The organism is Sphingomonas bacterium (assembly GCF_903643035.1).
In the GTDB taxonomy this organism is placed as follows: Bacteria; Pseudomonadota; Alphaproteobacteria; order Sphingomonadales; family Sphingomonadaceae; genus Sphingomonas.
Genome location: NZ_CAHJWW010000004.1, coordinates 19,790 through 32,934 on the forward strand (window position 1 = coordinate 19,790; position 13,145 = coordinate 32,934).

Consider the following 13,145-nt stretch of genomic DNA (forward strand, 5'->3'; position numbering starts at 1 on the left):
ACGCGACCGCATCGCCCTCGCAAGGCCCGGCTTGACCGGCGCGGGCGCGGGCGCGAGAGACGTCGGGTGTTCGCCGGAGGTTTCTGAATGCCGATCGAGATCAGGATGCCGGCGCTGTCGCCGACGATGGAGGAGGGCACGCTGGCCAAATGGCTGGTAAAGGCTGGTGATCAGGTGAAGTCCGGCGATCTGCTGGCCGAGATCGAAACCGACAAGGCGACGATGGAGTTCGAGGCGGTCGACGAGGGCACGATCACGAGCATTGCGGTGGCCGAAGGTACCGACGGCGTGAAGGTGGGCACCGTCATCGCGACGCTGGCGATGGAGGGCGAGGATGCCTCGTCGGAGCCGACGAGGAGCGGGACGCCGCAGCCCGCCGACCCTGAGTTCCGCGGCCGTCCCGATCCGACCGATCCCAACGCCAAGGGCAATGAAGGCGCCCCCGTCATCCGTGACGCGAGTGCGGCGGAGGACCATGGCTTGCCGCCTGTCGAGGTCGACGGTCCCAGCAGCCCCGCGGCGGCGGTATCCGGCGGTGAGGAGGGCCGTGTTAACGCGAGCCCCCTCGCGCGCCGGCTCGCGGCGCAGAAGGGCATCGACCTGGCGGCGCTCGCAGGGTCGGGTCCGAACGGCCGGGTGGTGAAGGCGGATGTCGAGCGTGGCAGGCCCGCGGTCGCTTCCGCTCCTGCTCAAGCCGCTCCTGCTCAGGCCGACCCTGCTTCTGCGCCGACTTCGCCGGCCGTCGCCGCGCCGGCTCCTGTCGCCATCCCGCCCTCAACGCCCACTGCTGTGCCGGACATCCCGCGTCAGGCGGCCAAGCTCAGCAACATACGCAGGACGATCGCGCGACGGCTGACGGAGTCGAAGCAGACGGTGCCGCACATCTATCTGACGGTCGATGTCCAGCTCGATGCGCTGTTGGCGCTGCGTACCGAGCTGAACGCCTCGCTCGCGAAGCGCGGCGTGAAGCTGTCGGTCAACGATCTGATGGTGAAGGCACTGGCGGCGGCGCTGATCGAGGTGCCGGCGTGCAACGTCATGTTCACGCCCGACCAGCTTGTCAGCTTCAGCCGTGCCGACATCTCGGTGGCGGTGTCGACGCCCACCGGCCTCATCACTCCGGTCGTGACGGGTGCGAACGAGAAGTCGCTGTCGGCGATCTCGACCGAGGTGAAGGAGCTGGCGGCGCTTGCCCGCGACGGCAAGCTGAAACCCGAGCAGTACCAGGGCGGCACCGCCTCGATAAGCAACATGGGCATGTACGGGATCAAGCAGTTCGACGCGGTCATCAATCCGCCGCAAGGCATGATCCTGGCGGTTGGCGCAGGCGAGCGGCGGCCATGGGTGATGGAGGACGATACGCTGGGCATCGCGACCATCATGTCCGCGACCGGCAGCTTCGATCACCGGGCGATCGACGGCGCCGACGGCGCGGCGCTGATGCGTGCGTTCAAGGCGCTGGTCGAGGCGCCGATGGCGATGCTCGCGTGAGGGGGCGATCGTGAGCGAGTGGTCCAAGCCGTTGGGTCTGCGCACGCTTGCCGAGTTGCTGCATCTCGCCGCCGGACTGACCGTGACGGCGGCGGTGTTCGCGGCTGGCGCATGGTCGTACCCGGTCGGGCGCGGTACGGTGCGCGGAGTGGGGTGGGGTACGATGCTCGTGGTGCTGGCGATGGGCATCGGCCCGCTGCGCCGCGCTTGGCGGCAGGATCGTAGTTCTAGCCGGGGCGACCTGGCGTGATCGAGCAGCCGCCGACGGTCGCGCCGACGATCCGCGTCACGACCATGCCGGCAGACGCCAATCCTTATGGTGATATCTTCGGCGGCTGGTTGATGAGCCAGATGGACATGGCGGCGGGCCTGCTCGCCTCGCGACACTCCAAGGGACGAGCGGTGACGATCGCGGTCGAAGGCATGAAGTTCCATGCGCCGGTCGCGATCGGCGACGAGGTGAGCGTCTATGCCACGCTGACGGCGGTGGGCCGCACGTCGATGACGATCGAGGTCGAGGCATGGCGACGCGGCCGGCACGTCGAGGAGCAATGCCGGGTGACGCAGGCGCGCTTCGTGTTTGTCGCGATCGACGAGCAGCGGAGACCGCGGGCGGTCGGGGGCGACAGGGTGGGTGCGCCTGGATGATCGGCATCTCGGCACCTCGGGCACGCGAAGGGCGCGAAGACGGCCCACCGGCACCCGTACGGGCGACGACGAGAGGTTCCGTTCGACGTGCCATCCTCGATGTGTCCGCCATGGACCACACCGAGACCCGCGCCACCGATGGGCGCCATGCTGAACATCAACGGGCCGCGGCCCTGGAGTGGTTAAATGCCTGACACGTTCGACCTCATCATTCTCGGTTCGGGACCCGGCGGCTATGTCTCGGCGATCCGGGCGTCGCAGCTTGGGCTGAAGGTGGCGATTGTCGAGCGCGAGCGGCTGGGGGGCATCTGCCTCAACTGGGGATGCATTCCGACCAAGGCGCTGCTGCGTACGTCCGAGATCTATCACTACATGACCCACGCCGCCGATTACGGGCTGAAGGCGGAGAATATCAGCTTTGACCTCGGCAAGGTGGTCGACCGCAGCCGCAAGGTGGCGGGGCAGCTCAACGCCGGCGTCAAGGGGCTGATGAAGAAGCACAAGGTTCAGGTGTACGATGGCGTCGGCGCGCTGGCCGGCCCCGGCAAGCTGTCGGTGAAGCAGGGCGACCGCACGGTCGCGCTTGCCGCGAAGCACGTCATGGTCGCCACCGGCGCGCGCGCGCGCGACCTGCCGTTCGCCAAGGCGGACGGGAAGCGCGTCTGGACCTACCGCCACGCGATGGTCCCGCCCGAGATGCCGACCAAGTTGCTGGTGATCGGATCGGGTGCGATCGGCGTCGAGTTCGCCAGCTTCTACCATGACATGGGTGCGGAGGTGACGATCCTGGAGATGCTGCCGCGCATCCTCCCGGTGGAGGACGAGGAGATCAGCGCCTTCATGGACAAGCGCCTGACCAAGGACGGCATCAGGATCCGCACCGCCACCGGGCTGGAGAAGCTGGACACCTCCGCCACCGGCGTCACGGCATCGATCAAGGGAGCGGACGGCAAGGTTTCGGTCGAGCAGTTCAGCCACGCGATCGTCGCGATCGGCATCGTGCCCAACACCGAGGAGATCGGGCTGGAGTCGCTGGGCGTCGAGACGGAGCGCGGGCACATCAAGGTCGACGGGTTCGGGCGCACCAACGCCGAGGGCATTTACGCGATCGGCGACGTGACGGGGGCGCCGTGGCTGGCGCACAAGGCAAGTCACGAGGGGATCGTCTGCGTCGAGAAGATCGCCGGCGAGGACCCGCACCCCTTCAAGACGTGGAACATTCCCGGCTGCACCTACAGCCGCCCGCAGGTCGCGAGCGTCGGGTTGACGGAGGCCAAGGCGAAGGAGGCCGGGCATGAGGTACGCGCGGCCAAGTTCCCCTTCATCGGCAACGGCAAGGCGATCGCGCTCGGCGAGGCTAACGGCTTCGTGAAGACGGTGTTCGACGCGAAGACCGGAGAGCTGCTGGGCGCCCACATGATCGGCGCCGAGGTGACCGAGCTGATCCAAGGCTATGTCATCGCGCGCCAGCTGGAGAGCACGGAGGCCGAGCTGATGGAGACGGTGTTCGCGCACCCGACGCTCAGCGAAATGATGCACGAAAGCGTGCTGGGCGCCTATGGACGCGCGATCCACATCTGATCGTGACTCGGCAGTGGACCCGGACCTTGCGGGGGTCGCCATCGCCGACGTGGCGGGCGTGCGCACGTTGCTGATCGAAGCGGCGTGCGAAGGCGAGGCGGTCAGCTACTCCGCGCTGCTGATGCGACTTGGCGTGCGGTTCACCCGGCCGCGTATGCGAGCATTGTGCCGGACGATGGACGCGATCGACCGGGCGGGACGCGGAGCCGGCGAGCCCGATCTCGCGGTCCTGGTGGTGCGCGAGAGCGACCGGTTGCCGGGACAGGGCTGGTGGATCGCGCGCGCCGAGGCGCTTGGGTATCGGGGCGCGTGGACCGGACCGGTCGCCGCCGCGCTGGTCGCGCGCCTGCAACGCGAAGCGTTTGCTTACTGGAAAGGCTCGGCATGACTGACGTGCCGGCGACGAGTTCGGCTGCCCCGGTGCTTGCAGCGGCGGCGCTGCTGTATGCCGGTTCGCTGGCGTTCTTCTGGCCGGGCATCCCGCTCTACGACAGCGTTGCGCAATATAGTCAGGCGATATCGAACACGTACGACGACTGGCATCCGCCTGCGATGGCGCGGCTCTGGGCCGTGCTGCACGCGATCTTCGGTGGCGGGACGGGGCCAATGCTTGCGGTTCAGATGCTGGCGTATTGGACGGGTTTCGGACTGTTCGCCGGTGCGCTGGTGACGACCGGCCGGCGGTGGGCAGGCTGGGCGTTGCTGGTGGTCGCCGCATGGCCGCCGTTTCTCGGCTGGCAGGCCGTCGTGCTGAAGGACGCGCAGCTGACTGGCGCGATGCTGGCCGCCGCGGGGCTGGCTGGCTGGTGGCGATTGCGTCACCGGCAGATCCCGGTGGCGGTCTGGGGCGGAGTCGTGGCGCTGCTCGGCTATGCGGTGCTGGTGCGCGCCAACGCGGTGTTCGCGGTGGTGCCGATGGTGGTGATGCTCCCTCGGGACTGGCGACCGCTCGTGCGTCTGGGCGTGGCCCTGGCGGGGATCGTGGCGGTTCTGACGCTCGCCGGGCCGATCAATCACGGGCTGCTGCGCGCGAACCGCAGCGGCGTGGAGCGAACGGAAGCGATCTACGACCTCGCCGGCATCGCGGTCCGGCTGCCAGAAGCGATCGCGCCTTCCGTCGATGCGATGTTCGACCGCGCGGCCTTGGCGACGCTGATCGCCCGCCACTGCGTCAAGCCGTTCTTCTGGGACCCGCTCGGCGAGCCGGCGCGCTGCGATAGCGTGGTGGAACCGTTGCGGCACGTACCACCGGGTACGTTGTATATGACACTGTTGCGCGCGATACTGGCACATCCCTTCGTCTATGCCGCTCATCGCCTCGCGCACCTCAACTCGACCGACCGCTGGCTTGTGCCAGCCGCTCTGCCGAGCGCGGCACCACCCTTCATCGGCGAGTCCAACGACTTGGGTCTCACCGGGCCGGGTCCGCTTACAGTCGGGTTCCAGCGGCTGGCGGGCAGGTTGGTGGACACGCCGCCCGCGTGGCCGGTCGGCTGGATCGTCGTCGCCGCGACTGCCTGGCTGGTGGCTCTGCGACGATTGCGCGATCCAGCGCGCGATCTCGCCCTCGCGCTTGCGACGTCAGCACTGGCGCTCGAAGGCAGTTTCGTCGTGCTGAGCATCGCATCGGACCTTCGCTATCACCTTTGGCCGATGATCGCGGCGGCGGTTGCGGTACTGTTGCTGATGGACGGGAAACGCGTCGGCGAGCAGCACCGTTGGCTGACCGGTGGCGGCGTGCTCACGATCGTCATCGCTGCGGCCGCGGTCGCTCGTCTGTCGCTTCCCGCGCCGCCGCCGAGCTACGTGGGCATGTTGGTCTGGTAAACGCAACTCAGCCGATCGAACCTGCGTTGGCGGTGGCAAGGAGAACAATCATGGCCGACGATCACGACCAGACGTACCGAGCTTTCCATGAAGCCGTGAACATGTCGCCAGCGACCTTGGCGAAGTGGCTCGATACCGAGGAGAGCCGCGCCGTCGGCTGGAAAGGCACGGACGGCCATGGCTCGGGAGAAAGCGTCGGACATAAATCTGGAGAGCGGATCGTCGAGATCGCGCATCGCAAGAAGGCAGACCTGAGTGACGACGATTATGCGCATATGGCCAAGGTCGTCGGCTACGTGCATCGCCACCTAGCCGAGGGAGGTCCGGCACAGGACGTCGAACACAGCCGTTGGCGCTACTCGCTGATGAACTGGGGGCATGATCCCTGCGAGTAGTGCCCGTCCTTTGCGCCGAAGTCGCAAAGATGTATCGCCCGAGTATGATTTGCCTCGCCACCGAACCTCCTGCTGGAACCCTCCTGATTGACCGGGAGGAGGGTAGCGGCTAGGGCAACCCGCACCCGATGGCGAATGAAGCTATCGGACGCGCTTGAACATTGCTGGATGCGTGGAGGGGCCTGGATCGGCGATGCCGGATTATGAGCCTCTTTTCGTATTCCGAGTTGTTGGGCTCCAGCAAAGTAACCCTTTGAAAGGTGAAGGCTTCAATGCCGACGATCAACCAGCTGGTCCGCAAGGGCCGCGACCCGCAGAAAGCCAAGAGCAAGGTTCCTGCGATGGAACAGAATCCGCAAAAGCGCGGCGTCTGCACCCGCGTATACACGACGACACCCAAGAAGCCGAACTCGGCGCTGCGCAAGGTAGCCAAGGTTCGCCTGACCAATCAGCGCGAGGTCATCAGCTACATCCCCGGTGAGGGGCACAATCTGCAGGAGCATTCGGTGGTGCTGATCCGGGGCGGTCGCGTACGCGATCTGCCGGGTGTGCGCTATCATGTCCTGCGTGGCGTGCTCGATACGCAGGGCGTGAAGAACCGCAAGCAGTCCAGGTCGAAGTACGGTGCGAAGCGGCCGAAGTAAGACCGTCCCGTACTCCCAGCTGATTTGAAAGGAAGCCGCCATGGCCCGTCGTCGTCGTCCCGAAAAGCGGGAAATCCTGCCCGATCCCCAGTATGGGGATACTGTCCTTTCCAAGTTCATGAACTCCGTCATGTACGACGGTAAGAAATCCGTGGCCGAGCTCATCGTCTATGGTGCGATGACTACGGTAGAGACGCGCGCCAAGCGCGATCCGTTGGGCGTGTTCCACGACGCGCTGAACAACATCAAGCCGGGTATTGAGGTTCGCAGCCGCCGGGTCGGCGGCGCGACTTATCAGGTGCCGGTCGAAGTGCGGCCCGAACGGGCGCAGGCGCTTGCGATCCGCTGGCTTATCACCTCGGCGCGCAACCGCAGCGAGAACACGATGGCCGCGCGGTTGTCAGGCGAACTGATGGACGCAGCCAACAACCGCGGCAATGCGGTGAAGAAGCGCGAGGATACGCATCGCATGGCCGAGGCGAACCGGGCGTTCTCGCACTACCGTTGGTAGGCTTGGAAGCGCATCAGATTTGACCTATATCGTGGGGAGCCGGCCAGTCGCCTGCTCCCCACATCGCTAAGGAAGCTCCGATCATGGCCCGCAGCCATCCGCTCAGCATGTACCGCAACATCGGCATCATGGCGCATATCGACGCCGGCAAGACGACCACGACCGAGCGGATCCTCTATTACACCGGCAAGTCCTATAAGATCGGCGAGGTCCATGAGGGCACCGCGACGATGGACTGGATGGAACAGGAGCAGGAGCGCGGGATCACGATTACGTCGGCTGCAACGACATGTTTCTGGAACGATCACCGCATCAATATCATCGACACGCCTGGCCACGTTGACTTCACGATCGAGGTCGAGCGCAGCCTGCGCGTGCTCGACGGCGCGGTCGCGTGCTTCGACGGCGTCGCGGGCGTCGAGCCGCAGTCAGAGACGGTGTGGCGGCAGGCGGAGAAGTACAAGGTTCCGCGCATGTGCTTCGTCAACAAGCTCGACCGAACCGGTGCGAACTTCGAGATGTGTGTCGGCATGATCAAGGACCGGCTGGGAGCTCGTCCGGCCGTGCTGTATCTTCCGATCGGCATCGAAGGCGGGTTCAAGGGCTTGGTCGATCTGGTGGAGAACCGTGCGATCATCTGGCTCGACGAGAGCTTAGGCGCGAAGTTCGAGTATCAGGATATCCCGTCTGAACTGGTCGATACCGCCGCGACGGCGCGTTCCGAGCTGATCGAGATGGCGGTCGAGCAGGACGACGACATTATGGAGGCGTATCTGGAGGGTTCCGAACCCGATAGTGCGACGCTGAAGGCGTTGATCCGCAAGGGTACGCTTAACTTTTCGTTCGTGCCGGTGCTCTGTGGCTCGGCGTTCAAGAACAAAGGCGTGCAGCCTTTGCTGGACGCGGTGGTCGATTATCTGCCGTCGCCGCTCGACGTTCCCGCCATCCAAGGGCTGAAGTTGGATGGCGAAACGCCTGACACTCGCCCGGCCGAAGACAATGCGCCGTTCTCCGCGCTGGCGTTCAAGATCATGAACGATCCGTTCGTCGGCACGCTGACGTTCGCCCGCATCTATTCGGGCAAGCTCGAGACGTCGTCGCAGGTGACGAACTCAGTTAAGGACAAGAAGGAGAAGGTCGGTCGCATGCTGCTGATGCATGCCAACGACCGCGAGGACATCCAGGTGGCCTATGCCGGCGATATCGTTGCCTTGGCAGGGCTGAAGGACACAACGACCGGCGATACCCTTTGCGCGATCGGCGATCCGATCATCCTGGAGCGGATGGAATTTCCTGAGCCTGTCATCGAGCTGTCCGTCGAACCAAAGACGAAGGCCGATCAGGAGAAGATGGGCGTGGCTCTCAATCGCCTGTCGCGCGAGGATCCGTCGTTTCGCGTGACTTCAGACGCGGAAAGCGGCCAGACGATCATTAAGGGGATGGGCGAACTCCATCTCGAGATCCTCGTTGATCGCATGAGGCGCGAGTTCAAGGTCGAGGCGAATGTCGGCGCACCGCAGGTCGCGTATCGCGAGTATCTGGGTAAAAAGGTCGACATCGATTATACGCACAAGAAGCAGTCCGGCGGCTCGGGCCAGTTTGGTCGCATCAAGGCAACGGTGATCCCGGGGGAGCGCGGAACGGGCTATCAGTTCTTTGACGAGGTAAAGGGCGGCAATATTCCTCGCGAATATATCCCGTCGGTGGAGAAGGGGTTCAAGGAAACTGCAGAATCCGGCTCGTTGATCGGGTTTCCGATCATCGATTTCGAGGTCCATCTCTATGACGGCGCCTACCATGACGTCGACTCGTCGGCGTTGGCGTTCGAGATTTGCGCGCGTGGCGCGATGCGCGAGGCAGCGCAGAAGGCCGGTATCAAGTTGCTGGAGCCGATCATGCGGGTCGAAGTCGTGACCCCGGAGGATTATCTGGGCGATGTCATCGGCGACATGAATAGCCGTCGCGGCCAGATACAGGGCACCGACAGCCGCGGAAATGCGCAGACTGTCGAGGCGATGGTGCCGCTGGCGAACATGTTCGGCTATGTGAACCAGCTTCGCTCATTCACCCAGGGGCGTGCGAGCTACTCGATGCAGTTCTCGCATTACGACGAGGTGCCCGCGAATGTCGCTGACGAGGTGAAGGCGAAGCTGGCTTAATCCTGCGGACACCGTTATGGGGCCGCGTCCGGCGCGGCTCCGAGCGAATCCGGAACCCAACGCAGCAAGGCAAGGAAATCATGGCAAAGGCAAAGTTTGAGCGGACGAAGCCGCATCTCAACATCGGTACCATCGGTCACGTCGACCATGGCAAAACGTCGTTGACCGCCGCGATTACGAAGGTGTTGGCGGAAACGGGTGGCGCTACGTTCACCAGCTATGCAAACATCGACAAGGCTCCTGAGGAGCGTGAGCGCGGTATCACCATCTCGACCGCACACGTCGAGTATGAGACGACCGCGCGGCACTATGCGCACGTCGATTGTCCGGGTCATGCCGACTACGTGAAGAACATGATTACCGGTGCCGCGCAGATGGATGGTGCCATTTTGGTCGTGTCCGCTACCGATGGCCCGATGCCGCAGACCCGCGAGCACATCCTGCTCGCACGTCAGGTTGGTGTGCCGACGATGGTCGTATTCATGAACAAGGTCGATCTGGTCGACGATCCCGAGATCCTGGAGCTCGTCGAGCTCGAGATCCGCGAATTGTTGTCCAAGTACGATTTCGATGGTGATAATATTCCCATCATCCAGGGTTCCGCGGTGTGCGCGCTCGACGACAAGCAGCCCGAGATCGGTCATGATGCCGTCCTCAAGCTGATGCAAGCGGTGGACGAATACCTGCCGCAGCCAGAGCGTCCGCTCGACAAGCCTTTCATGATGCCGATTGAGGACGTGTTCTCGATCTCGGGTCGCGGTACGGTTGTTACCGGCCGTGTCGAAACGGGCGTCGTCAAGGTCGGTGAGGAAGTCGAGATCGTCGGCATTCATCCGGCGGTGCGCAAGACGGTCGTCACCGGGGTCGAGATGTTCCGCAAGCTGCTCGACCAAGGTCAGGCGGGTGACAACATCGGCGCATTGATCCGCGGCGTCGGTCGCGAAGAGGTCGAGCGTGGCCAGGTGCTGTGCAAGCCTGGTTCGATCAAGCCGCACACCGACTTCTCGTCGGAAGTGTACGTGCTATCAAAGGACGAGGGTGGTCGTCATACACCATTCTTCGCCAACTATCGCCCGCAGTTCTACTTCCGCACGACGGATGTGACCGGCACGGTCGAACTGCCGGAGGGTACTGAAATGGTGATGCCCGGCGATAATGTTGCACTGGGCATTAAGCTGATCGCGCCGATCGCGATGGACGTGGGTCAGCGCTTCACCATTCGTGAGGGCGGCCGGACCGTCGGTTCGGGGATTGTCAGCGGCATTTCAAAGTAATAAGGGCTTTAGCCAGTGGAGCGGCCGATCCCGGGCAACTGGGGTCGGCCGTTTCCTTTTAGTGTAGGGTTCACTCGGCTCTTTCTCCTCGCTCCGGCCTGTCGGAGCCTCATCCCGCCGGCCGATCGCCTGCGGCACGAGCCTTCTCCCAATCGGGGCGGAAGGGCGGGGGCCGGAGTCGTCATTCGCATCGGTAGGGATCATGGACACCAATATCCGCATTCGCCTGAAGGCGTTCGATCATCGCGTGCTCGACCAGGCCGCCGGCGACATCGCTGACACCGCGCGTCGCACCGGCGCGCTGATCCGCGGGCCGATCCCGCTGCCGACCCATATCGACAAGTTCACCGTCAACCGCGGCCCGCACATCGACAAGAAGAGCCGCGAGCAGTTCGAGACGCGCACCTACAAGCGGTTGCTCGATATAGTCCAGCCGACGCCGCAGACGGTTGACGCGCTGATGAAGCTCGACTTGGCGGCGGGCGTCGATGTCGAGATCAAACTCGCCTGAGGCGGATTTGCCGTCGGCCCCTACGAAAGCGGGGGTGGCCTGTTGACGAGAGCAAAGACCTCGCGTACTGGCGTTGCTCACGCGACTGACCTGCGGGTCTCGCGGAAGTCGTACATTTGAGATACCGCTGGTGGCTTGCCGCCGGGACAGCGTCTCCCGTCGCGCCCTCCCTCGTGGGGGCGACCAGCCCGGGACGGGGCACGCTTCGTACTTTCGGGCTGACACGCACTTTGGGATTTCCCTGCGGTGCCTCTGTGAGGAGATGGATCATGCGCACCGGCGTGATCGCGAAGAAGATGGGCATGACCCGCCTGTTCCAGGACGACGGTCGCCACGTGCCCGTAACCGTCCTGCAACTGGATTCGCTGCAGGTTGTCTCGCGCCGCGAGATGGACGTGGATGGCTACACCGCCGTTCAGCTCGGCGCGGGAGTCGCCAAGGCCAAGAACGTCGCCAAGCCGCAACGCGGCCATTTCGGCAAGGCCGAGGTCGAGCCCAAGGCGATCGTGGTCGAGTTCCGCGTGACGCAGGAGAACCTCCTCGACGTCGGTGCCGAGATTTCGGCCGAGCATTTCGTTGCCGGCCAGATGGTCGATATCCAAGGCCGCACGCAGGGCAAGGGCTTTGCCGGCGGCATGAAGCGGTGGAATTTCGGCGGTCTGCGCGCGACGCACGGCGTTTCGCTGTCGCACCGCTCGCTCGGCTCGACCGGTCAGCGCCAGGATCCCGGCAAGGTCTTCAAGAACAAGAAGATGGCCGGCCATATGGGCGACAAGAACCGCACTCAGCAGAATCTCGAAATCGTGTCGACCGACGCAGCGCGCGGGCTGATCTTCGTCAAGGGCTCGGTGCCCGGGTCGAAGGGGGGCTGGCTGCTCGTCAAGGATGCGGTGAAGGTCGCGCGCCACGCCGATGCGCCGCTGCCTGCCGCGATCCGCGTACCGACCCAGGACGAGACGCCGCACGTCGCCGAGGTCGAGGCCGGCGCGGTCCACGACTTGCCGCACGATCCGAGCGCCGAGGATGTCACCGCCGGTGCCGCGGCGTCCGACGCGGCCGGTGCCGGCGTCGCCGATCCGGGCAGCGTGCCCCCGGCGGACACGGTTCCCGGCACCGGTCAGGAGGGCTGATCCATGAAGCTGACATCCACATCGTTCACCGGCGAGGCCGGCGGCGACATCGAGCTGAGCGACGAGGTCTTCGGTCTCGATCCGCGCGCGGACATCCTGCACCGCGTCGTTACCTGGCAGCTTGAGAAGCGTCGCGGCACCGCCCGCGGCACTCGCGAGCGCGCCGACGTCGCGCGCACCGGCAAGAAGTTCGGCCGGCAGAAGGGCGGCGGCACGGCGCGTCACGGCGACCGGCGCGCGCCCGTCTTCATCGGTGGCGGCAAGGCGCACGGCGCCCGCGTCCGCGACTTCAATCCGGGCCTCAACAAGAAGGTTCGCGCGCTGGGTCTGCGGATGGCGCTGAGCAGCCACGCCAAGGCGGGCACGCTGGTTGTCATGGACAGCCTAGCGGTCGAGGGCGGCAAGGCCAAGGCGCTGAAGGGTCACTGGGCGAACCTGCCGGTCGGCAAGACCGCGCTGGTGATCGACGGCGACGCGGTGGAGACGAGCTTCGTGCTTGCTGCCGGCAACCTCCGCCAGATCAGCGTGCTGCCGGCCGCCGGTGCCAACGTCTACGATATCCTGAAGCATGACACGCTGGTGCTGACCCGCGCCGCGGTCGAGAAGCTGGAGGCGCGCTTCGCCCTCCCGGGAGGGGTTAACTAATGGCTAAGCCGGCCAAGACGGTGGACGTGCGTCACTACGACGTGATCGTCGCGCCGCACATCACGGAGAAGGCGACCCTGCTATCCGAGCAGAACGCGGTCGTCTTCAAGGTCTCGAACAACGCGACCAAGCCTCAGATCAAGGCGGCGGTCGAGGCGCTGTTCGACGTCAAGGTGACGGGCGTGAACACGCTGGTCCAGAAGGGCAAGACCAAGAAGTGGAAGGGCACGCCCTACACCAAGTCCGACGTGAAGAAGGCGATCGTGACGCTGGCCGACGGCCAGTCGATCGACGTGACGACGGGGATCAGCTGACATGGCGCTGAAGCA

15 protein-coding genes are annotated in these 13,145 nt (G+C 64.9%); all 15 read left to right on the top strand.

What is annotated here, in order from left to right:
* Positions 1-87 precede the first annotated feature (87 nt).
* Positions 88-1,491 carry a pyruvate dehydrogenase complex dihydrolipoamide acetyltransferase gene (locus HUV01_RS00710; protein ID WP_174296405.1) on the top strand — a complete coding sequence of 468 codons (1,404 nt, stop codon included), beginning with the start codon at positions 88-90 and terminating at the stop codon, positions 1,489-1,491.
* A gap of 10 nt (positions 1,492-1,501) precedes the next feature.
* The gene (locus HUV01_RS00715; RefSeq protein ID WP_174296406.1) at positions 1,502-1,741 is read left to right on the top strand and encodes a hypothetical protein; all 240 of its coding nucleotides are present in this window, start codon (positions 1,502-1,504) and stop codon (positions 1,739-1,741) included.
* 44 nt (positions 1,742-1,785) lie between these two features.
* Entirely contained in the window at positions 1,786-2,139 is a 354-nt protein-coding gene (locus HUV01_RS00720; protein WP_174296422.1) for an acyl-CoA thioesterase, read from the top strand.
* Between the two features lie 186 nt (positions 2,140-2,325).
* The gene (gene lpdA, locus HUV01_RS00725; RefSeq protein WP_174296407.1) at positions 2,326-3,720 is read left to right on the top strand and encodes a dihydrolipoyl dehydrogenase; all 1,395 of its coding nucleotides are present in this window, start codon (positions 2,326-2,328) and stop codon (positions 3,718-3,720) included.
* 13 nt (positions 3,721-3,733) lie between these two features.
* Positions 3,734-4,108, top strand: coding sequence for a ribose-phosphate pyrophosphokinase (locus HUV01_RS00730; protein WP_254606284.1), 375 nt, complete (start codon positions 3,734-3,736; stop codon positions 4,106-4,108).
* Entirely contained in the window at positions 4,105-5,547 is a 1,443-nt protein-coding gene (locus HUV01_RS00735; RefSeq protein ID WP_174296408.1) for a hypothetical protein, read from the top strand. The genes HUV01_RS00730 and HUV01_RS00735 overlap by 4 nt, the downstream gene beginning before the upstream one ends.
* Positions 5,548-5,597: 50 nt before the next feature.
* Complete coding sequence (locus tag HUV01_RS00740) at positions 5,598-5,942, top strand: DUF3140 domain-containing protein (protein ID WP_174296409.1); 345 nt, start codon at positions 5,598-5,600, stop codon at positions 5,940-5,942.
* Positions 5,943-6,214: 272 nt separating this feature from the next.
* Positions 6,215-6,586: a 30S ribosomal protein S12 gene (gene rpsL / locus HUV01_RS00745; protein WP_174296410.1), complete on the top strand. Its 372-nt coding sequence runs from the start codon at positions 6,215-6,217 to the stop codon at positions 6,584-6,586.
* A gap of 40 nt (positions 6,587-6,626) precedes the next feature.
* Positions 6,627-7,097 (top strand): 30S ribosomal protein S7, encoded by a 471-nt coding sequence (gene rpsG / locus HUV01_RS00750; protein ID WP_174296411.1) that lies wholly within the window; start codon positions 6,627-6,629, stop codon positions 7,095-7,097.
* A gap of 83 nt (positions 7,098-7,180) precedes the next feature.
* Positions 7,181-9,256 carry an elongation factor G gene (gene fusA / locus HUV01_RS00755; RefSeq protein WP_174296412.1) on the top strand — a complete coding sequence of 692 codons (2,076 nt, stop codon included), beginning with the start codon at positions 7,181-7,183 and terminating at the stop codon, positions 9,254-9,256.
* 80 nt (positions 9,257-9,336) lie between these two features.
* Positions 9,337-10,530, top strand: coding sequence for an elongation factor Tu (gene tuf / locus HUV01_RS00760; protein ID WP_174296413.1), 1,194 nt, complete (start codon positions 9,337-9,339; stop codon positions 10,528-10,530).
* A 202-nt stretch (positions 10,531-10,732) separates the two neighbouring features.
* Entirely contained in the window at positions 10,733-11,041 is a 309-nt protein-coding gene (rpsJ, locus tag HUV01_RS00765; RefSeq protein ID WP_174296414.1) for a 30S ribosomal protein S10, read from the top strand.
* Positions 11,042-11,310: 269 nt separating this feature from the next.
* Positions 11,311-12,171 (top strand): 50S ribosomal protein L3, encoded by an 861-nt coding sequence (gene rplC / locus HUV01_RS00770; protein ID WP_174296415.1) that lies wholly within the window; start codon positions 11,311-11,313, stop codon positions 12,169-12,171.
* Between the two features lie 3 nt (positions 12,172-12,174).
* The gene (gene rplD / locus HUV01_RS00775) at positions 12,175-12,816 is read left to right on the top strand and encodes a 50S ribosomal protein L4 (RefSeq protein WP_174296416.1); all 642 of its coding nucleotides are present in this window, start codon (positions 12,175-12,177) and stop codon (positions 12,814-12,816) included.
* Entirely contained in the window at positions 12,816-13,130 is a 315-nt protein-coding gene (locus tag HUV01_RS00780; RefSeq protein ID WP_174296417.1) for a 50S ribosomal protein L23, read from the top strand. Before rplD ends, HUV01_RS00780 begins: the two co-directional genes overlap by 1 nt.
* Positions 13,131-13,145 lie beyond the last annotated feature (15 nt).

What these genes read in the sequence shown, in the direction of transcription:
- rpsG (WP_174296411.1), top strand. Translation starts at nt 6,627, where the DNA reads ATGGCCCGTCGTCGTCGTCCCGAAAAGCGGGAAATCCTGCCCGATCCC.
- HUV01_RS00780 (WP_174296417.1), top strand. Translation starts at nt 12,816, where the DNA reads ATGGCTAAGCCGGCCAAGACGGTGGACGTGCGTCACTACGACGTGATC.
- rpsJ (WP_174296414.1), top strand. Translation starts at nt 10,733, where the DNA reads ATGGACACCAATATCCGCATTCGCCTGAAGGCGTTCGATCATCGCGTG.
- rplD (WP_174296416.1), top strand. Translation starts at nt 12,175, where the DNA reads ATGAAGCTGACATCCACATCGTTCACCGGCGAGGCCGGCGGCGACATC.
- rplC (WP_174296415.1), top strand. Translation starts at nt 11,311, where the DNA reads ATGCGCACCGGCGTGATCGCGAAGAAGATGGGCATGACCCGCCTGTTC.
- tuf (WP_174296413.1), top strand. Translation starts at nt 9,337, where the DNA reads ATGGCAAAGGCAAAGTTTGAGCGGACGAAGCCGCATCTCAACATCGGT.
- lpdA (WP_174296407.1), top strand. Translation starts at nt 2,326, where the DNA reads ATGCCTGACACGTTCGACCTCATCATTCTCGGTTCGGGACCCGGCGGC.
- HUV01_RS00735 (WP_174296408.1), top strand. Translation starts at nt 4,105, where the DNA reads ATGACTGACGTGCCGGCGACGAGTTCGGCTGCCCCGGTGCTTGCAGCG.
- HUV01_RS00740 (WP_174296409.1), top strand. Translation starts at nt 5,598, where the DNA reads ATGGCCGACGATCACGACCAGACGTACCGAGCTTTCCATGAAGCCGTG.
- rpsL (WP_174296410.1), top strand. Translation starts at nt 6,215, where the DNA reads ATGCCGACGATCAACCAGCTGGTCCGCAAGGGCCGCGACCCGCAGAAA.
- HUV01_RS00710 (WP_174296405.1), top strand. Translation starts at nt 88, where the DNA reads ATGCCGATCGAGATCAGGATGCCGGCGCTGTCGCCGACGATGGAGGAG.
- fusA (WP_174296412.1), top strand. Translation starts at nt 7,181, where the DNA reads ATGGCCCGCAGCCATCCGCTCAGCATGTACCGCAACATCGGCATCATG.
- HUV01_RS00720 (WP_174296422.1), top strand. Translation starts at nt 1,786, where the DNA reads ATGCCGGCAGACGCCAATCCTTATGGTGATATCTTCGGCGGCTGGTTG.